This window comes from Microvirga massiliensis (genome assembly GCF_001006805.1).
Taxonomy (GTDB): domain Bacteria; phylum Pseudomonadota; class Alphaproteobacteria; order Rhizobiales; family Beijerinckiaceae; genus Microvirga; species Microvirga massiliensis.
In genome coordinates, this window is sequence record NZ_LN811352.1 from 671,075 (window position 1) to 692,492 (window position 21,418).

Below are 21,418 nucleotides of genomic sequence, written 5' to 3' on the forward strand. Positions count from 1 at the left end.
ATGGCCGATACCGCCGACACCGGCCATCCCATCCTCGCCGAAAACGATCGGCCACCGCGGACTCTCGAAAGGAGCGAGAGCCTGCTCCGCCGGCACGTCTCGACCTTCTTCAGCAGTCGCGGCGCAGTCGTCGCGCTCGCGGTTCTCGCCGCCGCCATCGTCCTTGCAGTCGGCGCCCCGTTCTTCGCGCCGCAGAACCCCTACGACCTGACGCAGCTCGATATCCTCGACAACATGCTGCCGCCCGGGGAAGCCCTTGCCTCGGGCAAGACGGCCTGGCTCGGAACCGACGACCAAGGCCGCGACATGCTCTCGGCCATTCTCTACGGCCTTCGGATCTCGCTGTTCGTCGGCGCGGCGTCGGTGTTCTTCGCCTCGCTGATCGGGGCTTCCGTCGGCGTGCTCGCCGCCTATGCGGGCGGACGCATCGAGTCCCTCGTGATGCGGATCGTCGATCTGCAATTGTCCTTCCCCGCGATCCTGGTTGCGCTCGTCCTGCTCGCCATCTTCGGTCGCGGCGTCGACAAGGTCATCCTCGCCTTGGTCGTGGTGGAGTGGGCCTATTACGCCCGCACCGTGCGCGGCAATGCGCTCGTCGAGAAGGGCCGGGAATACATTGAGGCGGCGCGGTGCCTCGCTCTGCCGCGATCGCGAATCGTATTCCGGCACCTCCTGCCGAACTGCCTGCCGCCGCTGATCGTCGTCGCGACCGTCCAGATCGCGCGGGCCATCGCGCTCGAATCGACGCTGTCGTTCCTCGGGGTTGGTGTTCCCGTTACCGAGCCGTCGCTCGGCATGCTCATCGCCACCGGCTACAACTACCTGCTCTCCGGCAATTACTGGATCTCGACCTTCCCGGGCGTCGCTCTCGTGATCGTCATCGTCGCGATCAATCTCGTCGGAGACCGGCTGCGGGATGTGCTCAATCCGAGGCTCGCCCGATGAGTCCGGTGCTCTCCGTCCGTGAACTCGTCGTATCCTTCACGACCCGTGATGGTCCGGTCACAGCAGTCGCCGGTGTGTCCTTTGATGTCGGACGCGGCGAGGTGCTCGGGCTTGTAGGCGAGTCCGGCTCTGGGAAATCGGTTACCGGCCTTGCGGTGCTCGGCCTGATCGATCCGCCAGGACAGATTACACGAGGGTCGATTCGTCTCGAAGGCGAGGAGCTCGTCGGCCGCCCGGAGGACGAACTGCGACGTCTCCGCGGACGCCGGCTCGCGATGATCTTCCAGGATCCGATGAACACCCTGAACCCGGTGCTCCGGATCGACACCCAGATGATCGAGGCGATCTGGGCCCATGAGCGGGTCTCCGAGAAGGCGGCCCGCGATCGTGCCTGCCGCGCCCTGATGCAGGTCGGAATTCCATCACCCGAGGAGCGGCTGCGCGCCTATCCGCATCAGTTCTCCGGAGGCATGCGCCAGCGCGTCGCCATCGCGACCGCCCTCCTCCATCGCCCGGCCGTTCTCATCGCCGACGAGCCGACGACCGCGCTCGATGTCACGATCCAGTCCCAGATTCTCTCCGAGGTGCAGCAGCTCTGCGAGGAATCCGGGACCGCGATGGTGTGGATCACGCACGACCTGTCGGTTATCGCCGGCCTCGCGGATCGTGTCGCGGTGATGTACGCCGGTCGCATCGTCGAGACGGGCAGTGTCGCCGACACGCTCGAGCACCCGCTCCACCCATACACGGCCGGCCTCATCGGTTCCGTTCCGAGCCGCAACCGCCGCGGCGAGCCCCTCGCCCAGATCCCGGGAATGACGCCGTCTCTCGCGAATCTCCCGCCCGGCTGCCCCTTCGCGCCGCGCTGCAGCTATGCGACTGCGACCTGCCGGGGCATCATGCCGGATGCGGTCGAAATCCAGGCCGGCCGCAACGTGCGCTGCCATTATCCGCTCGGCGTCGTGGCGCCGGAAGCGGCCTGACGGATCGATCATGGCCGAGCCGATCATCGCCCTCCATGACGTGTCGAAGCGCTTCGTCAGGTCGCTCGACGCCGCCGAAAAGGTCGCCAATCTTTTCGGCGCGGGCCTCAAGGAGCAGGTCGTCCAGGCCGTCGACGACGTGACCCTCTCGATCGCCGAAGGAGAAGTGCTCGGGCTCGTCGGCGAATCGGGATGCGGGAAGTCGACGCTCGGGCGCATCGTCGCCGGCATTCTCGAGCCGAGCTCGGGCGAGGTTCGCTTTCAGGGTCGCCGGGTCGCGGATCTCGGAAGAGAAGACCGGCGCGCTGCAGACCTCGCGGTCCAGATGGTCTTCCAGGATCCGATGGCCTCTCTCAACCCGCGCCGGCGCGTCGTCGAGATCATCGGGGAAGCTCCGGTGGTGCACGGCATCGTCCCTTCCGCAAATGTCGAGCAATACGTGGCGGACATGATGGCCCGCGTCGGTCTCGATCCCGCGATCCGTCGACGTTACCCGCATCAGTTCTCAGGGGGACAGCGCGCACGGATCGGTATTGCGCGCGCGCTCGCCGTCAACCCGAAGGTCCTCGTCTGCGACGAATCCACCGCGGCGCTCGACGTCTCGATCCAGGCGCAGGTGCTCAACCTGTTCATGAAGCTGCGGGCCGATTTCGGGCTGACCTATCTGTTCGTCAGCCATGACCTCGGCGTCGTCGAGCACATCGCGGACCGCGTCGCGGTCATGTATCTCGGCCGCATCGTCGAGCTCGCACGGACCGATGCGCTGTTCTGCGAGCCGAACCACCCCTACACGCGCGCCTTGCTCGAGGAGGTGCCCCGCCTCGAACCACGGAAGAAGCGCTTCTCGGCGCTCAAAGGCGAAATCCCCTCGCCTCTCCACCCGCCGTCCGGCTGCCATTTTCATCCGCGCTGCCCATTCGCGCATGCACGGTGCATCGTCGAGCGCCCGGCCCTGAAGGAGATCGCACCCGGGCGCCATTCGGCCTGTCATCTGAACGACGAGGCACCATCACCCGGCGCAATGCCGCCGTCGCAATTCGCGGCGACCTGATGATTGATGCAGAGGGCAGTTCGGACCCACTGCCGTCAATGCGAACCGCAGGCGCAACGCATTGCCCGTCTCATCGCCTCACCGTCCACGCGCGCCTCAGGCGCAATGCACTGCCCCTTCCGCCGCCTCACCGTCTTTGCGAGCCGGAGGCGAAGCAATCTACCCGTCGACGGATGCGCACCTGCATCGCTTCACTGCGTTCGCAATGACGAAGAGGGCGTGAGGGCGCGGAGGACGGCCGGAAACGGAACGAAGCGCCAGACCCTCTGAGTCATTACGAGCCGCAGGCAAAGCAATCCTAGGAATCAGGCGTAGACAGTAAGACCACCCATTCACGTCAGCGAGACATCACTTCCTGCGTGACATCCGCCACGGGCACGGACGGTGGTTTCTCGGGTGCTGCAATCGTCGGCGAGGGCAACACGAACGTGGGCTCGGGCACCGGTGCAACGCGCGCGTAGCGGTCCACACGCCGTACGATCTTCTCGTTGATCTTCTCGAAGAACTCCGCAACCGTGACCGACCGCCTCTTGCGCCCTTCCTTGTCGGTGAAGAGCGTACGGTTCGCCTTCGCGGCCTTGGGGAAGAGACGTGCGGCGATCGTGTCGGGCTCCTCGTCGAGCGTGCGGAGGAAGGTCACCGCGCTGGAAGCACCGAAGAAGTGAGCGAGGTAGAGTTCCGCCTCGGACAGCTCTCGTTCGCCCTCGCTCTGGAGAGCGCGCTGCACGTCCTTGACGAGCTCGCTGGCCATCAGCGCCGAGAAATAGGGGTCCTGCCGGAGGCCCAGAACCCACTCCCGCGTCTTTTGGTCGGGGATCGTAGCAACGCCGTCTACGATCGACACGGCCTCTGCAGCGGCCGTGAAGCCGTATTGAGCCGCATGGGCCTGCACCGTCTCGAGCCAGGTCTGCTCGATGAACTGGAACAGGCCCTCGGCTGAGGAGGTCGGCGCCTTCGCGCGATAGGACAGGCTCGATTCCACATCGGCCAGGGCCATCAGATAGACCGGATCGACGCCCGCGAGATGCGCCGCTTTCAGGATGGTCTGGACCAGCCAGCGTGGGACCGTACGCGCTCCGAACGAGACCATTTCCTGCGCGCGCGCGAGGCTCGCGGTCGAAGTGGTCAAATCATTCGGGTCCGGGAACGCTGTATCGAACAAGCTGCGAATCAGGCTCGGCGCCGCGAATACCGGAATATCGTTGATGAGCGACTGCTCGATCGTTTCGAGCGGGATCGCCGGCGGCAATTCGAGGCCGGCCAGCTTGATCGATTCCCCGAACGGCTGCTTTGCGGGCGACTGTGCCTTGAGGTCGGGTGCAAGAGTTGCGACTGCAGCCCCTCCCGCCCCTAGGAGCTGCGCCAATCCGAGCACGGAGCAGCCGACGATCACCTGAAGAAAGCGCCGATTCCACAGCGTGCAGTGCCGAGCGGCATCTTGTGATGCCCGTTCGTTCTTTCTCATGCCTGTCCCGCTTGCGGTCCGGCCGACTGGCCGGAACCTTCCCCTTGTTGGCTACAGGCATGACTGGCATCTATGTCGAGAATCGGTCAGCTTGGCGGTATCTTGGAGATCCATCCCCGAGAATCAGCCGCTTCGGGCCTCGAGCGGCTCTTCTTCGGGAGCCCGGCGTCCGGCTGGACCCTCTGTACTCCTACGGATGCGCCCCGACTCCTACGGATGCGCCCCGTCGTTCGGCGCCTCCGCAAGATTCGAGAGATCCGGCGCGGCCACGACATCCAGCCGCTCCCTGCGACCGCGCAGGGGCACGGACCGGACCTTCCCGTTTCCGACTTCCATCCGGGCAGACCGGAGGGTGACGCCCGAGACGACCACGGCGCTGCCGAAATCCTTGTTCAGAGCTTCGAGACGACTGGCGATGTTGACCGTGTCGCCGAGCGCCGTGAGCCCGAATCGACGGCTGCCCCCGACACGCCCGAGTACCACCGGGCCGGAATGGATGCCAATCCCGATGCGGAGGCCTCCGGGAATGGTGGCTTCGAACTCCACGTTCAGGCCATCGAGGGCGTCGAGCATGTCTCGCGCCGCCAGGAGAGCAGCCCGACTCCCGGCCCCCAGGGCCGGTGACAAGCCGAACAGGGCCATGATCCCGTCGCCCAGAAACTTGTCGACCTCCCCTCCATGCCTCTCCACCGCAGCGGACATCACCTCGAAAAATCGATTGAGGAGGAACACGGCGTCGTATGGATAGAGCCGCTCGGCGAGCGCGGTGAACCCGCGCAGATCGGCGAACAAGACCGTCACGCGCCGCTCCACGCCCCAACGATAGCGGTCCTCTCCCAACGCAGCGGCAACTTCGCGGGATGGAACGAGGGGGCGGACCGAGAGATCGCCGGCGGGATGGATCTGGCAGGCTAGGCGGATGCCGGGCGGAGCCCCGATGCGTGAAAGCGCCGCTGCCTCGACGCTGTTGGGTGGAGGGAGCTCGTCGAGACCCTGGAGAACCGCGACCCGGCAAGTCGTGCATCGGCCCCGCCCGCCACAGATCGCGGCGTGCGGCACTCCGGCCGACCGGCTGATCTCGAGAAGCGTGGATCCGGCGGCGCCGCGCACGGTCCGCCCGTCCGGGTAAGTGATACGCGGCCCTGCCCGGAAGACCATCCAGATCCGAAACGCAAACGCTGCGCAGAGGGCGACCGCAAAAACGGCCCAGACCAGGAGTTCCGAAAGATCGACAAGACGGGAGGCCACCACGCGCATGGCATCCGTCATGGGAGGATTCGGGAGTTCGAGGAGCCGAAGGCGGCGTGCTGCCTCGATCCACCCGGTGATGGCCAGGGTCGGCACCAGGACGGCGGCGACGAGCAGGAACGGGCTCCAGCGCTCATACCAGCGCTTGGTCCTGAGCCAGTAATGCAGGCCGATGGTCCCATGAATCCAGACGACGAGCAGGAACAGCGACTGGCTCACCGCTGCGTTAGGCCAGAGGACTCGCAGGACGTTCCGGTAGCGGTCGTCATACGTCGTCAATGAGCTGACACCGCGCGTGGCTGCGACGTGGGCGGCCCCCAGGAGCGGAATCAGCAGCCCGGACCCGATCTGCAGACCTTCCCACGCCGTCATGCGCCACGTACGCCGCCGAACGAGCTTCGACAGTACGAGGGAGACGTGCACTGCGAGAGCGCCGTACAGGAGCATCGTGCCAGGCCAGGAGCGCCAGAATCCGCGCCGGACCTCCTGGACAGCCTCCATCCATGGCACCGAGACGAGCCCGAGGGAGTGGTTGAGGAAGTGCGTTACCGCAAAGATGAACAGGACCAGCCCGGAGCCCAGGCGCCAATTCTGGGCATTCAACACCGCCGCCAGCGAAGACCAGGATGGAGGCCGGCGGCGCCGATGCCTAAACGGGCGCACGCGATGCTCCTGAGCGGTTTCCAGGCCTCCGTTCGCGGGGTGGTTTGAAACGTTGTCGTCCCCTGCCCGCGCAGGGGGATCACGGTCGAGATTGCGCGGCAAGCTGGGCGTTCGTGCGTTCGAGCCGGTTGGCGAGCTCCCGCATCACTGCGAGCGACATTTGGGGAAACTGGGCGAGCAACTCCAGGAATACACGCTTGTCGATCCGCAGAGCGGTCGTGGATTCCGAGGCCGTGACCGACGCGGAACGTGGAGTCTCGGACAGGATACCCATCTCTCCCACGAGCGCATTCTGGCCAAGATCCGCAACCTTGATCTCTCCGGCAGGAGAATTCAGCAGCACGGAAGCGCCTCCTTCGAGGATCACATAGGCGGCATCGGATGGATCTCCCTGAGAGAAGAAGCGCTGCCCTTCCGCGAATCTCACCCGCTCGCTCGTGAATGCGAGGAGCTTGAGCCGGGCCGGGTCGATCTCACGGAACATCGGCACCTGCCGCAGGGACTGAACTTCCGTGTCGAGCGTCATTCGTTTCCTCCGGGCTCATTCCGCCGCCTGGGCGGATGTTTCGGACCGGCCGTGAGCGCCGTTCCTCGTTGTCACGTCGACTTTTCCGTTCTCGCAGCGCAGCTGAACCGTGAACGGCTCTGCGCGCGCCGCAGTCGGGACAACCACGAAAAGGGTGCACTTCTCGCAAGTCTCGATCAGGACTTTGACCAACCGCCCGGCGCGTGTTTCATCGAATGGCGCCAACGCCCCGTCGACGACCATGATCTCCGGCTGCTTCACGAGGCATCTCACCAGATTGATGCTCGCACGCTGCTGGGCCGTCAGGAGACGGCCGGCGGGACCGACCTGGTGGTTGAGGCCGATTCGCTCGATGGGCTCGCGCAGACCGAGTTCCGAGACGACGGCGGAGACGGCTTCCGCCACGCGGGTCTGTGCATTCGCGACCTGGTAGTTGACTCGTCCGAATAGAAGGTTGTCACGGAGAGGTGCGGCCGCGCAGACCGCATCCACGTCGTAGAACTCCACGCCGGGACTTCCGCGCCGTTCGAACATGGTTCGAATCGGACGGCGAACGGACACGATGCGGTGGCGGAGATCGTCGTCGAGGAGGCCCAGGCGGTGGCGGGGCTCCACATATCCGAGCGGCAGCGCGAGGAGGCGCTCCTCATCCGTCTTCGGCAGCTTCCGTCCTTTGGAGTGCCGGCGGACAATATTCTCGAAATCCTGCAGCTCGTCGGCGCCGATGAACGAGAACTGCTCGAAGAGCGAGTGGCCCGGTGGAAGGCCGCGGAAGATTTCCGTCATCGTCTCGGCGATCCGCAAGCCCATCACCGTCAGGGGGGCGATGAGATTTGCCCGGTCGAGCACCTCCCGGACGCCCTGATGCGCGGCAAGGTTGCGCCCGGCCAGCTCCCGCCGGGTGGGAACGCCGAACAGAATGTTCTCGGCGACAGTCGCCTGATTATTGTAACGGTCCGGATCGAAAGGCTCGACGAGATCCTCCATGCCGGAAGACTGAAACACTTCCCTGAGTCGGGATCGCGCCTCGACGAGGCGCTCGGCGAGCTTGCGATGGCGGTCCGGATCCACCATGCCGGAGAGGCCATATCGGTAGATGTCGTCCTGCAATCCGACCTGGTGCAGGAGATCCAGCAAGTGGTGATCCAGCTCGGTCTCATCGCGAAGCCCGATCGACTCGAAGTCGACCCATCGGTCGGCAATCGAGTCGAGCGGATTCCCCGTCCATTTTGCCTCCGCGATCCAGCGTGCAGCGTCCTTCGCCGACAGCTCGGCCTTCGCGACTGGACGGTGGCGCAGACCATAGACGAGATTGTCCCGAATGGTCCCGGGGAACAGAATCGGGTCCACACCCGCATACGAGATACGCCGCCCGACAACCGGTTCAGGGATTCTGACGAGATCGTTCCCTCCGATCGTCAATCGGCCGCCGAACTGCATGGTCCGCCCCGCGAGAATGCGTGCCAGTTCGCTCGCTGTGGCCGTTCCGTCCGAGATGATGGCGGCCTGGACGGGGAGCTGGAGTTCGAAGGAAACATGATCGAGGATCGGTGCCCCGTGCGCGTCCATGACGCGCAGATCTTCGGCGACGAGGGGATTACCCAATGTCGCATCCTCGTCCACTTCGATCGTCTGCTGCCCGTTCAGCAGGCGTTCCGGCGAGAAGTGCTGAACGACTTGGTCATACTTCACCTGGACATCGAGTCTCTGCTGGTCCCAGTCGATCAGCTCCTTCAAGGGAGGCGGCAATTCGCGATAGGCCGCGATGACGGCCACCAGCTGCCCGATATCGAGGGTTCCGCGCAGCGCGAAGAAACCGCCGACGGAATAGAACAGGAAAGGCGTGAGCTGCGACAGGAAGTTGTTCAGGAACTTGACGATGAACTTCCGCTTGTAGATCCGAAACCGGACATCGAAGAGTTCATACAGGCGTTGCCCGATCTCGGCGCGCTCCCAGGCACTCGTATTGTGCACGTGCACGGCCTCGAGGCCGTCGGAAACTTCGGCGACCCTCCCAGCGAGACGCCGGGATGCGAGCTGGCGCTTCTTCCCGAGACGAAGAAGCTCTCTCCGGAGCCTCGGAATGATCACGAATTGGGCTCCGACGACCACCATCGCCATCAGACCCAGCCAGATGTTCTGAATCATGATGAACCCCAGCGCGGTCAGCGCCTGGGTTCCCAGAAAGACCGGCGTGATGAAGGCATCGCCGATAAATCCTCCAATCGGTTCGACCTCATCCTTGATGATGGTCGCAGTCTCGGAGGACTTGACGGTGCGCTGCGCCTGGGGAGTGAAGCGCAGTACCATCGCAAAGAGCTCGAAGCGCATGCGGCGGAGCATCCGCTCGCCGAGCGCACCTTTGGCGACATTGATCCAGTATTTGAACCCGCCATTGATGATCACGAAGACGAGGAAGACGAGTGATAGGCCCAGGAGAAGACCGAGCCGGCCAACCTCGAACCCACCGAAATGGAGCAGCCGCTGGCCTCCGAGGAACCCGGGCAACGCGACCGTGATGTCCAGGAATGGTGCGACACTCTTCCCGTCGACGAAGGCGGTGCCCTGGATCGCTTCATTCACGATCCGGCGAGGCAGGTCGAGCGACATGAAATAGAACGGCTGCGACAGGAGCACGACCGCGCAGACGATGAGCTGCTCGCGTTTGGAGTGCTGCCAGATATAGCGGAACAGGCTCTTGTCCATCAGGCGGAAACTACCATTCCGGGCAACTTGCGCGAAACCTCTTTTCCGGTGTTGTGTTGTCCAGGGGGCTGAGGTCTCGGTCGGGGGCCTCGGAGACCCGATGGACGCTCGCCGTCATCCGTGCCACACACGCCCATCCTGACTAGCCGGACCAGCGCACCGGATGCCGGAATCCACCAAGCGAGGATCTCCCGGAGGGAATTGGCGGCCTGATCCGCGCCCTGCTCGAGTTCTCATCTACAGCCACGATACGTTCGGGCTGGGACATCTCCGCCGCTCCCGCGCCATCGCCAATGCCATTGTCGAGCAATGGCCCGGGACCTCGATCCTCATCATCTCGGGCTCCCCAGTCATCGGCAGTTTCGATTTCGGCAGCGGTGTCGATTACGTACGGATCCCTGGCGTCACGAAGCTGCCGGATGGCGACTACCGGAGCCTCAACCTCAACGTTCCGATCGATGACGCAGTCGGGTTGCGGCAGGCCTTGATCCTTCGGGCAGCACAGAGCTTCCGTCCGGATGTCCTGATCGTCGACAAGGAACCGACGGGGTTCCGGGGCGAGATCCTGCCGGCGCTGGAATATCTGAGAACGCATGGCTGCCGTCTGGTCTTGGGAATCCGGGACGTCATGGACGAGGCTGGATTGCTGGTGCCGGAATGGGAGCGGAAGGGTGCGCCGGAGGTCCTCGCCCGCTACTATGACGAAATCTGGGTCTATGGTCTCAAGCAGATCTACCAACCTCTGGCCGCCCTTGACTTGCCGCCGACCGTCCGGGAGCGGACTATCTACACCGGCTACATTCGCCGCGAATTGCCTGAGCCGGCAGCCCCCAACCGCTATCCGAAGATCACCCGCCAGCCCTTCGTCCTGGTGACCACGGGCGGAGGTGGCGATGGCGAAGACATGATCGATTGGGTGATCTCGGCCTATGAGAGCGATCCGGGAATGGACATGCCGGCGCTGATCCTCTTTGGACCGTTCATCAACCGCGAGCGTCGGTTATCGTTCCTCGAGCGCATCTCGCGCCAGGCCCGGCTCGACGCGCTCACTTTCGACAATAAGGTTGAGGTGCTGATGAGTCGCGCCGAAGCCATCGTCGCGATGGGAGGCTACAACACCTTCTGCGAGATCCTGTCCTTCGACAAGCGCGCGCTCATCGTGCCCCGCACGAGGCCGCGTCTGGAGCAGGCGATCAGGGCCGTGGAGGCTGAAAGGCTTGGTCTTGTGCGTATGCTGAGTGACGAGAACGAACCAAGGACACCCGGTCGCATGGCAGCGGCTCTGCGGGCCCTCCGCAAACAGCCTCGCCCATCGGAAGTCTTCGTTCCGGGCCTCCTCGATGGGCTGGACCGCATCAAGGAGCGGTTCGGCGCGATCCTGTCGGGGACGGGGGGCGCCGCATCGGCCATCGGTCAGGCAGCCGAGTAGCCTTCCATGCTCCCAGCCGGCCCGTCCCGCCGGATCGCCGTGGTGGTCAAAGGCTACCCCCGGCTGTCCGAGACCTTCATCGCCCAGGAGGTGCTTGCGCTGCAGCGCCGGGGCCTGAAGCAGGAAATCTGGTCGCTCCGGCACCCGACGGACCCTGCGCGGCACCCGATGCATCGTCAGATCCGTGCCCCGGTGACCTACCTGCCGGAATACTTGTACCGGGCGCCGCTCCGCGTCCTCCGCGGCGCCCTATGGTGCGCCCGTCACGCCAGGATGCGGCATACGCTTCGGGTCTTCGGGAACGATCTGCGGCGCGATCTGACCGCGAACCGCATCAGGCGGCTGGGCCAAGCCCTGGTCCTGGCGCGGGAGCTGCAACCGGAAATATCGCACCTCCACGTCCATTACCTTCACACACCCGCCTCCGTGGTCCGATACGCCGCCTTGCTGACCGGACGCAGCTGGACCGTTTCGGCCCATGCCAAGGATATCTGGACCACCCCGGACTGGGAGAAGAGCGAGAAGCTCCAGGACGCGGCCTGGGCCGTCACCTGCACGCGCGACGGTGCAGCCCATCTCCGGAGCCTTGCCCCGGACCCGGAGAAGGTCGGCCTCGTCCATCACGGGCTCGACCTCACGCGGTTTCCGGAGTCTCCGCCGGCGCGACCGCCACGCGACGGATCCGACCCGGCCGACCCGCTGCGAATCGTCAGCGTCGGACGCCTCGTCGCGAAGAAGGGATACGACGATCTCCTCCAGGCCTTGGCCGCCCTCCCCAAGGATCTCCACTGGCGTTTTGCACATATCGGCGGCGGCGAGTTCAAGGATTTCTATCGCCGCAACGCCGCCGCGGCGGGGATCGAGGCCCGCTGCGCTTTCCTCGGTGCACGCTCGCAGCCCGACGTGATCGCCCTGCTGCGCGAAGGCGACATCTTCGTGCTGCCTTCGAAGGCGGCTCCGAGCGGTGATCGGGACGGACTTCCCAACGTCCTGCTGGAAGCCGCGAGCCAGAGGCTCGCGATCGTCGCGACCGGGTTCGCGGGCATTCCGGAATTCGTTCGGGCCGGAATCGAGGGGGAACTCGTGGCGCCGGGTGACTGGGAAGGGCTCTCGAATGCGCTCAATCTCCTCGCCCGGGACCCTGATCGCCGGGCTGCGCTCGGAGAGGCCGCCTTTCACAGGCTGCGCCAGGATTTCTCCATGGAAGCCGGTATCGACCAGCTGGAAAGCCGGTTCCGGTCCATCGCTCCCGAGGCTCTGTCCAGCGAGCGATCGTGACGACCGACGCCCCCGTCGTGGCGTTCTATGCGCCACTCAAGAGCCCCTTCCATCCTTCTCCCTCGGGAGACCGCACGATGGCTCTCCTGACCCTAAAGGCCCTGCAGGTCGCAGGGTTCGAACCACACCTCGCGAGCGAGTGCCGGACCCTCGACCTGCAGGGTGACGCGCAGGCGCAAGATCGCATTCGGGCGCAGACGGCGGCCGCGGCCGAGCGGCTGCTGACCCATTACCGCAGCCTGCCGGACGAAAAGCGACCACGGCTGTGGTTTAGCTATCACGTCTATTACAAGGCCCCTGACCTGATTGGCCCGGTTATCGCAGATGCGTTCGGGATCCCGTACGTGGTCGCGGAAGGATCGCGTTCCGCGAAGCGCGCCGTCGGATCCTGGGCGGCCTTTCATGCTATCGCCGAGCAGGCGCTGGATCGCGCCGATGTCATCTTCGCAATGACCCGGCGCGACCGGGAAGGCCTCGTCGCTGCGGCCCGACCAGACCAGCGGATCATCGATCTTCCGCCCTTCCTGGACGAGGGAGAATGGCCCTGCATCCCCGCCCGGAAAGGTGGCGCACCGGCTCGTCTTCTGGCCGTCGGAATGATGCGGCCGGGTGACAAGCTCGAATCGTACCGCCTGCTCGCAGCCGCCCTGCAGCGGGTCGCGGCGGAACCCTGGATTCTCGACGTGGTCGGGGACGGCCCGGCCCGCCACGAGGTTGAAACCCTCCTTGCACCATTCTCACCTCGAGTCCGGTGGCATGGCGAGGTCCGCTCCCGCGCCGGGATAGCGGCGCTCTACGCCGAGTCCGATCTCCTCGTTTGGCCTGCGGTGAACGAGGCCTATGGGATGGCTCTTCTCGAGGCGCAGGCGATGGGCTGCCCTCCGGTTGCGGGCGCATTTGGCGGTGTGCCGGATGTGGTGCAGGATGGCGTGACCGGGCTTCTGACGAGGCCCGGCGACGTGGACGCATTCGCGGCGGCCATCAGCGAACTGCTCGTCGACCGCGAGCGCAGAGACCGCCTCGGCACCGCCGCATCCCGGTTCGTGCGAGGCGAGCGGACGCTGACCGTTGCCGCGGACATCCTCGGACGAGCCCTGAAACCTGTCCTTGCGATCGGGAGCGCATGACACGGTCCATCCTGATCGTCGTCACCCACCTGCTTGGAGCGGGTCACCTGACGCGTGCTGCTGCCCTCGCCCGTGCGCTCGCCGCGACGGGACATCGTGTCGTGCTGGTTTCGGGCGGCATGCCCCAGACGCTGATCTCGTCCGGTGATGCGACCCTCGTGCAGCTCCCGCCCGTCCGCATCTCCGGTACGGATTTCACCAAGCTTCTCGATGAGACCGGCCAGCCCGTCGACGAGGCCAGGATGGAGGCGCGCCGACGCCTTCTTCTGGAAACTTATGAGGAGATGCAGCCGGACGTCGTCGTCACCGAGCTTTTCCCGTTCGGTCGGCGGGTGCTCGCGGATGAATTCCTCGCCGTGCTCGAATCCGCGGAGGCAGCGCGGCCACGGCCGCTCGTCGTCTGCTCAATTCGCGACATCCTCGTATGGCCCAAGCGACCGGAGCGAGCGGAGGAAACCCATGCGCGCCTGCGACGGTTCTATGATCTGGTCCTCATGCATGGGGATGAGGAACTGGTACCGCTCTCGGCATCCTGGCCCGTCGACGATTCCATCAAGAGCTTCCTGAAACCGACGGGATATATCGATGATGGGATCCAGCCCTCGATTCCGCGGACCCCGCGGCGAGGCATCGTCGTCGCCGGCGGCTCGAGCGCCGCCGCCATACCGCTCTTGAGAGTGGCGCTCGAAGCGGCTCGCGGAATCTGGGAGCAACCCTGGCAGGTGCTGGTCGGGCAGGGAGTATCGGAATTCGATTTTCGGATGCTTCAGGAACTTGCCTCGGCGCATACGAGCGTCGAGCGTGCACAGCCGGATTACCGGCAGCGTCTCGCGTCCAGCGCTCTCTCGATCAGTCAGGCTGGCTACAACACGACCGTGGACCTTCTCCGCACGAGACCGCGCAGCATCCTGATACCGTTCGAGGCCGGAGGAGAGACCGAGCAGCGTCTGCGAGCAAAGTGCCTCGAAAAGGCCGGGAGAGCGATCGTCATCGCGGAGGGCGAACTCAACGCCTCTCGCCTCCAGGCAGAAATCAGAAAGTCGCTGGCAGGTCCCCTCCCCCCGGTTGCGGCGGTGAATCTCGATGGACTTGCGCGAAGCGTTTCGCACCTTGAAAGCTGGTGCCCGGCGCGTCCGTCTCTGGGCCGACCATTGCCCTTCGCGGCGCTAGACCACGCGCTGGACCGCGCCCGTGAGCGTGGAATCGAGATTTCATTCTGGTGGCGAGACGATGATGCGGTCGAAGCGACGCCAGCGCTCGAGCGGTTGCTCGGACTTGCGGCTGCCCATCACGTCCCGCTCGCACTCGCGGCAATTCCGGCCCGGATTCGACCGTCGCTGTCGGAGCGGATTTCCGATGCCGAAAATGTGTCGATCCTGGTCCATGGCTTGCGCCACGCGAACCATGCTCCCCGCGGCGAGAAGAAGGCCGAATTCGGAGACCACCGCGCTCTGTCGGACCTCCTCGGCGATGCGCGCGCGGGCCTCGAGAAGGCGCGGATCTCGATTCCCGGGAAGGTGTTGCCTGTCTTCGTTCCACCTTGGAACCGTGTTTCCCCTGCTCTCGTCTCCCAGCTCCGCAGGGCAGGATACTGGGGTCTCTCGGCCTTCCGGGATCGCACGACCGCCGGCCGGGCATCTGGCCTCCTCCAGGTCAATGCTCACCTCGACCCGATTGCCTGGCATCGCGGCCGAGGCCTCGACGATCCGGCCTGCCTCGTCCGGCAATTGTCCGACTGCGTCGAGCGTCGTCTCACCGGAACGACCGATCCCCGGGAACCGATCGGGTTACTGACGCATCATCTCGTGCAAGATGGAGCAACTTGGGACTTTTGCGAGAAACTCCTCGGTTACCTGAAGGAACGGGCCGTTCCGTTCGCCGGTGCGGCTTCCCTGTTCACGCGTGAACCGCCATCCTCCGGAGAGCGCGACCGATGACGATTGAACCGAAGGATCGTATCATGGCGCCGGCACCCGAGCGGCTCGGAAGTGGCCCGGGGGAGAAAGCGAAAGCCCCTTTGCTGTCGGTACGGCAACTGGTTGTCGATTTTCGGACGGACGCGGGCGATCTCCGCGCAGTCGACGGTCTGTCGCTCGATATTCCGGCCGGCCGTACCGTTGCGGTCGTGGGCGAATCCGGCTCCGGAAAGTCGGTCACTGCGCAGGCGATCATGCGCATTCTCCCGAAGGCGGCTCACATCGGCGGCGGCTCGATCGTTTTTCGGGATCCTGCGGGCCGTTATCCGCCCGTCGACATCGCCGGCCTCAAAGCGGACGGCGAGGAGATGCGTGCGCTTCGCGGCGGGCGCCTGGCGATGATCTTCCAAGAGCCGATGACGTCGCTGTCGCCCCTCCACACGATTGGCGACCAGGTTTCCGAAGCCCTCCGAATTCATGCGGACGTGACCCAGGCCGAAGCGAAGAAGCGGGCAGTAGAAGTTTTTGCACGAGTCGGCTTCCCGAACCCGAAACGAGCCTTTCATACCTATCCGTTCGAGTTGTCCGGCGGCCTTCGTCAGAGGGCCATGATCGCGATGGGCCTGATCACCCACCCCGCCCTGCTCATCGCGGACGAGCCCACGACGGCGCTCGACGTGACGACTCAGGCGCAGATCCTCGACCTCATCAAGGAATTGCAAGCCGATACGGGCATGTCGGTACTGTTGATCACCCATGATCTCGGCGTTGTCGCCAATGTCGCCGACGAGGTGGTGGTCATGTATCGCGGCCGGGTGATGGAGGCCGGCAGCCGCGAGGAGATCTTCAGGAATCCGCAGCATCCCTATCTAAGGGCCTTGATGCGGGCCGTTCCACGCTTCGACATGAAGCCGGATGAGCGCCTGGTGCCGATCCGCGAGATTCGCTCCGCTGCTCTGGCGCGCGCGGATGCGCCGCCCCGCAACGAGCCGGCTCGGCTCATTCTCAAGGCGGAGAACCTCCGCAAGACCTATACCTTGAGGACAGGCTGGTTCTCGGGCCGGGTGAGGACCATCGACGCGGTGAAAGGGGTCAACCTGACGCTCCGCGCCGGAACGACATTGGGGCTCGTTGGCGAGTCCGGCTGCGGCAAGACCACCGTCTCGAAGATCATCATGCGCGCGATCACACCCGATCAGGGACGCGTATTGTTCGATGACGGCACAGGGCCGCAAAACGTCCATGAACTGTCCGGAGAAGCCCTGACGCGCTACCGAAGGTCGGTGCAGTTCGTCTTCCAGGATCCATTCTCGTCTCTGAACCCACGGATGACGGTGTATGAGATCCTCACCGAGCCGCTGAAGATCCACCAGGTCGGCAGTCCGGACGAGCGCTATCACCGGGCCAAGCAACTCCTCGACATGGTGGGATTGGATCAGCGCGCGTTGCGCCGCTATCCTCACTCGTTCTCCGGGGGCCAGAGGCAGCGACTCGGCATTGCCCGAGCCCTCGCCCTGGAGCCTCGCGCGCTGCTCTGCGATGAGCCCGTCTCGGCCCTCGACGTTTCTGTACAGGCACAAATCCTCAATCTTCTGAAGGATCTCCAGTCGGCGCTTGGTCTGTCGTACCTGTTCGTGTCCCACAATCTCGCCGTCGTCGATTACATCGCCGACACGATCGCCGTCATGTGCAGGGGCTACATCGTCGAGGAAGCACCGAAATCCCTGCTGTTCCGAAACCCGGCACATCCTTACACGCAGGCCCTTCTCGCAGCCGTTCCCGACCCGGATATCGACCGCCCCCTCGACTTCGCGAAGCTGCGCACGGGCCGTTTCTCCAACCCGGCTGATTGGCCGGAGCCCTACAGGCTCCTAGGAGGCGAGGCAGGGACCATGGTCGAGATCGAGCAGGGTCACTTCGTTCGCACTGCGCCATCCGCAATCCTGGAGGCAGCCTGATGCGCAAGCCTGTCGCCTACCGGGCAGCCCCTCTGGCGTTGCTGCTGGGCGCGCTCTCGTTCTACCCGGCGCGCGCCGAACCGCCTGCTGAACCACCACTTCTGGCCGAGCGGGTCGCAAAGGGCGAGTTGCCGCCTACGGCGCTGCGAATCCCGAAAGCACCTCTGATCGTGGATCTTGCCGCCAGGGGTGAACAGATCGGGCGGCAGGGCGGAGAGGCCGTCACCCTGATCTCGCGGGCGCGCGACATCCGTTACCTGTCGACTACCTCCTATACCCGTCTCGTCGGCTACAACGAAAGACTGGAGCTCAAGCCGGATCTGCTCGAGAGCGTCGAGGTGGAAGAAAACAGGATCTTCACCTTCCACCTTCGACCCGGTCATCGCTGGTCCGATGGCCACCCGTTCACCGCCGAGGCGTTCCGTTACTTCTGGGAAGACGTAGCGCTGAATCCGGAGCTTTCACCGGCGGGTGTGCCGGAGTTCATGATCGTCGACGGAAAGCGACCACGCTTCGAAGTGCTCGACGATCTCACGGTCCGCTATAGCTGGGACAAGCCCAATCCCCGATTTCTGCCACAGCTCGCGGCACCGATCGACCCGGCGATCTACAGGCCGGCGCATTATCTCAAGAAGTTCCACGCAAAATACGCGAACGTAGAGGAACTCAACGAGGCAGCGAGAAAGCAGAAGCTCAAGTCGTGGGCTGCGCTGCATAGCCGGCTCGACGACATGAAGGAGCAGACGAATCCGGATCTGCCGACGCTGATGCCCTGGCGTGTCATGAATGCGGCGCCGGCCTCCCGGTTCATCTTCGAGCGCAACCCCTATTATCACCGTGTCGACACAGCCGGTCAGCAAATGCCCTATATCGACCGAGTTATCATAGACGTAGCGTCGGGAGGCCTTCTGGCTGCGAAGGCCAATGCCGGCGAGGTTGATCTCCTATACCGCGGACTGAACATGTCCGACGTGCCGATCCTGAAGGAGGGCGAGAAGGCGCAAGGTTATCGCACCCTGCTCTGGCCATACGCCCGCGGGTCGGAACTCGCGCTCTATCCCAATCTCAACACGATCGATCCGGTCTGGCGTGCCCTGAACCGTGACGTTCGCTTCAGACGCGCGCTCTCCTACGGAATCGATCGCCATACCCTCAACAACGCTCTCCTGTTCGGGCTCGGAACGGAAGGCAACGACACCGTCGTTGCGGAGAGCCCGCTGTTCTCGCCCGAATTCAGGACGCTGCACGCGACGTACGATCCCGCCAAGGCATCGCGCCTGCTCGACGAGATCGGGTTGACCAAGCGGGATTCCACAGGGATCCGGCTTCTGCCCGATGGCCGCCAGCTCGAAATCATCGTGGAGACGGATGGCGAGAGCAGCATGCTCGTCGACGGGCTCACTCTGATCAGTGAATTCTGGCGCGAGATTGGGGTGAAGCTCTTCATCAAGCCACAGGACCGCACCGTCCTGCGCAATCGCGCCTTTGCCGGACTGACCGTCATGGTCGCGGCTCAGGGGCTCGACAATGCAGTCCCCACGCCGATCATGCCGCCGACCGAGCTCGCTCCCATGCGCCAGGACAATTATGCCTGGCCGAAATGGGGGCAGTTCTTCGAGACGAAAGGAAAGAACGGCGAGGAGGTCGACCTACCTGAGGCCAAAGCCCTGCTCGAGAGCTACGAGGCCTGGATGACGACGAGCGACCGCGAGGTTCAGGCCCAGGCCTGGCGGGCCATGCTCGCCAATCATGCCGAGAACCAGTGGGCGATCGGCACGGTCGCCGGCGCCCTTCAGCCGATCGTGCTTCGGAACGGCCTTCGGAATCTGCCGGAACGGGCCCTCTACAGCTGGGAACCCACGGCCATGATCGGGATCTACCGCGTGGACGAAGTCTTCTGGGATCGGGCCCCTACGAAGGAAGCGCGACTGCCATGATCCTGTTCCTCCTTCGCCGCTTCGCGACGATGGCCGTCACTCTTCTGATCATCTCGGCCCTCGTCTTCTTCATCATCAAGTTGCCGCCCGGCGACTTTCTGAGCAACCAGATCGCGGAACTGCGGGCACAGGGAGAGGCCTCGTCCGCCGCCAAGGCGGAGTTCCTCATCAAGCAATACGGCCTCGATCGACCGCCCTGGGAGCAGTATCTCGTGTGGCTCGGCGTGTGGCCCGGACCCGCCGGCTTTTCGGGACTTCTGCAGGGAAATTGGGGCTGGTCGTTCGAGTTCGACAGGCCGGTCGGCGAGGTGGTGGGTGACGCGCTCTGGCTGACGATCCTCGTCAACCTGGCAGTCGTCATCTTCATCCATGTGGTCGCGATCCCGATCGCGATCTACTCCGCCACGAGGCAATATTCGATCGGAGACTATATCGCGACCTTCATCGGCTATATCGGCCTTGCGATACCGAGCTTTCTCCTCGCACTCATCCTTCTCTTCTATTCCAATCGCTGGTTCGATATCTCGATCGGCGGTTTGTACGATCCGAAATACGCTGGGCAGCCTTGGAACTGGGACAAGATTCGGTCGCTTCTCTCCCACCTGATCGTTCCGACGATCGTGATCGGCCTCAGTGGGACGGCGGCAATGATCCGGAGAATGCGAGCCAATCTCCTCGATGAGCTCGGAAAGCAATACTATGTGACAGCGAAAGCGAAGGGGCTGCCGCATTACCAGGCGCTGCTGAAATACCCGTTCCGGATGTCACTGAATCCCTTCATCGCGGATATCGGCAATCTCCTCCCGCACCTCGTTTCCGGCTCGGTCCTCGTTTCCCTCGTGCTGAGCCTCCCGACGGTTGGTCCGATCCTGCTCTCCGCTTTGAAGAGCCAGGATCAGTTCCTGGCCGGGTTCATTCTGATGTTCGTCGCCATGCTCACCGTCCTCGGGATGCTGGTTTCGGACCTGCTCCTCGCGTGGCTCGATCCGCGCATCCGGATGGGCGGCGGTCGATGAACGAGGCGGCGAATCTCGGATACCACTACGTCGACAAGCGCCCGTTCGACCCGGGCGCGACAGAACCGTCCGGCGTCGAGAGCGAGCAATTCTACCGCGCCTCGTCATGGCGACTGATGTGGTGGAAGTTCCGTCGTCACCGCGTTGCGGTGTTCTCGGCTTTCGTGCTCCTTGCCTTCTACATTTTGGTGCCGTTCGTCGAGGTCGTTGCACCTTACAATCAGACGAAACGGCACGGCGATTTCCTTTATGCGCCGCCACAACCCGTACACCTGTTCCACGAGGGCAACTTCGTCGGCCCGTTCGTCTATTCCTACCGGTTCACCTTCAACATGGAGACGTTCCGGCGCGACTACACGGTCGACAGATCCCAGCCCCAAAAGATCAGGTTTCTCTGTCGGGGAGACTCATACGAGTTCTGGGGCCTGTTCAGGGCCGACGTCCACCTCGCCTGCCCGCCCGAGAACGGCACAATGTTTCTCCTCGGAACTGACCGCCTCGGCCGGGATATGCTGTCGCGCATCATCTACGGAGCCCGAATCTCGCTGACCATTGGGCTCATGGGCATCGCCGTGTCCTTCACGCTCGGCCTCCTTTTCGGCGGCCTCGCAGGCTATCTCGGAGGCTGGGTCGATCACATCATCCAGCGGGTCATCGAGATTCTCCGCTCGCTTCCGGAATTACCGCTCTGGCTGGCATTGTCCGCGGCCCTGCCCGCCAACTGGAGTCCGGTCCTCGTCTTCTTCGGGATTACGATCATTCTCGGCCTGCTGGACTGGCCCGGCCTCGCGCGAGCCGTCCGTTCGAAGCTCCTGGCGCTCCGCGAGGAGGATTTCGTCAAGGCGGCAGAGCTGATGGGTGCATCGAAGGCGCGGATCATTTCGCGACATCTCATCCCGAACTTCATGAGCCACCTGATCGCATCCGCGACCCTGTCGATCCCGTCGATGATCCTCGGTGAGACGGCACTCTCGTTCCTGGGCCTCGGACTCCGGCCGCCCGTCACGAGCTGGGGGGTCCTCCTCAACGAGGCGCAGAATCTCGCTGCGCTGCAGCTTCACCCCTGGCTCTTGTTTCCAATCGTCCCCGTGTTCACCGTCGTTCTCGCCTTCAACTTCATGGGCGACGGCCTCAGAGATGCGGCCGACCCATACCACTGACCCGACATTT

General features: G+C 64.2%; 15 protein-coding genes. 11 read left to right on the plus strand and 4 right to left on the minus strand.

What is annotated here, in order from left to right:
- Genes BN1233_RS12085 through BN1233_RS12095 form a run of 3 tightly spaced genes read left to right on the plus strand, consistent with a single transcriptional unit; the run spans nt 1 to nt 2,979 of the window.
- Nucleotides 1-945, plus strand: coding sequence for an ABC transporter permease (locus BN1233_RS12085; RefSeq protein ID WP_082145406.1), 945 nt, complete (start codon nt 1-3; stop codon nt 943-945).
- Nucleotides 942-1,928, plus strand: a complete 987-nt coding sequence (locus BN1233_RS12090; RefSeq protein ID WP_046863750.1) for an ABC transporter ATP-binding protein — start codon at nt 942-944, stop codon at nt 1,926-1,928. Before BN1233_RS12085 ends, BN1233_RS12090 begins: the two co-directional genes overlap by 4 nt.
- 10 nt (nt 1,929-1,938) lie before the next feature.
- Entirely contained in the window at nt 1,939-2,979 is a 1,041-nt protein-coding gene (locus tag BN1233_RS12095) for an ABC transporter ATP-binding protein (RefSeq protein WP_046863751.1), read from the plus strand.
- Between the two features lie 337 nt (nt 2,980-3,316).
- Here BN1233_RS12095 and BN1233_RS12100 read toward each other — a convergent pair whose 3' ends face one another.
- From BN1233_RS12100 to BN1233_RS12115, 4 genes are all read right to left on the minus strand, one after another.
- Nucleotides 3,317-4,444 (minus strand): transglycosylase SLT domain-containing protein, encoded by a 1,128-nt coding sequence (locus tag BN1233_RS12100; protein WP_052763766.1) that lies wholly within the window; start codon nt 4,442-4,444, stop codon nt 3,317-3,319.
- 210 nt (nt 4,445-4,654) lie between these two features.
- Nucleotides 4,655-6,355: an adenylate/guanylate cyclase domain-containing protein gene (locus tag BN1233_RS12105; protein WP_052763767.1), complete on the minus strand. Its 1,701-nt coding sequence runs from the start codon at nt 6,353-6,355 to the stop codon at nt 4,655-4,657.
- A gap of 79 nt (nt 6,356-6,434) precedes the next feature.
- Nucleotides 6,435-6,881, minus strand: coding sequence for a Crp/Fnr family transcriptional regulator (locus BN1233_RS12110; protein WP_046863752.1), 447 nt, complete (start codon nt 6,879-6,881; stop codon nt 6,435-6,437).
- Nucleotides 6,882-6,896: 15 nt separating this feature from the next.
- A complete protein-coding gene (locus tag BN1233_RS12115) occupies nt 6,897-9,587 on the minus strand; it encodes an ABC transporter transmembrane domain-containing protein (RefSeq protein ID WP_046863753.1) in 2,691 nt (896 codons plus the stop codon).
- Between the two features lie 163 nt (nt 9,588-9,750).
- Here BN1233_RS12115 and BN1233_RS12120 point away from each other — a divergent pair, with 163 nt between their 5' ends.
- The 8 genes from BN1233_RS12120 to BN1233_RS12155 are packed head-to-tail and all read left to right on the plus strand — an operon-like array spanning nt 9,751 to nt 21,408.
- Entirely contained in the window at nt 9,751-11,016 is a 1,266-nt protein-coding gene (locus BN1233_RS12120; RefSeq protein ID WP_046863754.1) for a glycosyltransferase family protein, read from the plus strand.
- 6 nt (nt 11,017-11,022) lie between these two features.
- Nucleotides 11,023-12,294: a glycosyltransferase family 4 protein gene (locus tag BN1233_RS12125; protein WP_046863755.1), complete on the plus strand. Its 1,272-nt coding sequence runs from the start codon at nt 11,023-11,025 to the stop codon at nt 12,292-12,294.
- Nucleotides 12,291-13,421 (plus strand): glycosyltransferase family 4 protein, encoded by a 1,131-nt coding sequence (locus tag BN1233_RS12130; protein WP_244470685.1) that lies wholly within the window; start codon nt 12,291-12,293, stop codon nt 13,419-13,421. Before BN1233_RS12125 ends, BN1233_RS12130 begins: the two co-directional genes overlap by 4 nt.
- A complete protein-coding gene (locus tag BN1233_RS12135) occupies nt 13,418-15,358 on the plus strand; it encodes a glycosyltransferase (protein WP_046863757.1) in 1,941 nt (646 codons plus the stop codon). The genes BN1233_RS12130 and BN1233_RS12135 overlap by 4 nt, the downstream gene beginning before the upstream one ends.
- A 23-nt stretch (nt 15,359-15,381) precedes the next feature.
- The gene (locus BN1233_RS12140) at nt 15,382-17,295 is read left to right on the plus strand and encodes an ABC transporter ATP-binding protein (RefSeq protein WP_046863963.1); all 1,914 of its coding nucleotides are present in this window, start codon (nt 15,382-15,384) and stop codon (nt 17,293-17,295) included.
- The gene (locus BN1233_RS12145) at nt 17,295-19,232 is read left to right on the plus strand and encodes an ABC transporter substrate-binding protein (RefSeq protein ID WP_046863758.1); all 1,938 of its coding nucleotides are present in this window, start codon (nt 17,295-17,297) and stop codon (nt 19,230-19,232) included. Before BN1233_RS12140 ends, BN1233_RS12145 begins: the two co-directional genes overlap by 1 nt.
- The gene (locus BN1233_RS12150) at nt 19,229-20,248 is read left to right on the plus strand and encodes an ABC transporter permease (RefSeq protein ID WP_046863759.1); all 1,020 of its coding nucleotides are present in this window, start codon (nt 19,229-19,231) and stop codon (nt 20,246-20,248) included. Before BN1233_RS12145 ends, BN1233_RS12150 begins: the two co-directional genes overlap by 4 nt.
- Nucleotides 20,245-21,408, plus strand: coding sequence for an ABC transporter permease (locus BN1233_RS12155; protein WP_046863760.1), 1,164 nt, complete (start codon nt 20,245-20,247; stop codon nt 21,406-21,408). Before BN1233_RS12150 ends, BN1233_RS12155 begins: the two co-directional genes overlap by 4 nt.
- The last annotated feature ends 10 nt before the right edge of the window (nt 21,409-21,418 follow it).

Excerpts from the sequence above, each read along its gene's own strand:
- BN1233_RS12085 (WP_082145406.1), top strand. The coding sequence starts at position 1 with ATGGCCGATACCGCCGACACCGGCCATCCCATCCTCGCCGAAAACGAT.
- BN1233_RS12090 (WP_046863750.1), top strand. The coding sequence starts at position 942 with ATGAGTCCGGTGCTCTCCGTCCGTGAACTCGTCGTATCCTTCACGACC.
- BN1233_RS12095 (WP_046863751.1), top strand. The coding sequence starts at position 1,939 with ATGGCCGAGCCGATCATCGCCCTCCATGACGTGTCGAAGCGCTTCGTC.
- BN1233_RS12100 (WP_052763766.1), bottom strand. The coding sequence starts at position 4,444 with ATGAGAAAGAACGAACGGGCATCACAAGATGCCGCTCGGCACTGCACG.
- BN1233_RS12110 (WP_046863752.1), bottom strand. The coding sequence starts at position 6,881 with ATGACGCTCGACACGGAAGTTCAGTCCCTGCGGCAGGTGCCGATGTTC.
- BN1233_RS12115 (WP_046863753.1), bottom strand. The coding sequence starts at position 9,587 with ATGGACAAGAGCCTGTTCCGCTATATCTGGCAGCACTCCAAACGCGAG.
- BN1233_RS12120 (WP_046863754.1), top strand. The coding sequence starts at position 9,751 with ATGCCGGAATCCACCAAGCGAGGATCTCCCGGAGGGAATTGGCGGCCT.
- BN1233_RS12125 (WP_046863755.1), top strand. The coding sequence starts at position 11,023 with ATGCTCCCAGCCGGCCCGTCCCGCCGGATCGCCGTGGTGGTCAAAGGC.
- BN1233_RS12135 (WP_046863757.1), top strand. The coding sequence starts at position 13,418 with ATGACACGGTCCATCCTGATCGTCGTCACCCACCTGCTTGGAGCGGGT.
- BN1233_RS12140 (WP_046863963.1), top strand. The coding sequence starts at position 15,382 with ATGGCGCCGGCACCCGAGCGGCTCGGAAGTGGCCCGGGGGAGAAAGCG.
- BN1233_RS12145 (WP_046863758.1), top strand. The coding sequence starts at position 17,295 with ATGCGCAAGCCTGTCGCCTACCGGGCAGCCCCTCTGGCGTTGCTGCTG.
- BN1233_RS12150 (WP_046863759.1), top strand. The coding sequence starts at position 19,229 with ATGATCCTGTTCCTCCTTCGCCGCTTCGCGACGATGGCCGTCACTCTT.
- BN1233_RS12155 (WP_046863760.1), top strand. The coding sequence starts at position 20,245 with ATGAACGAGGCGGCGAATCTCGGATACCACTACGTCGACAAGCGCCCG.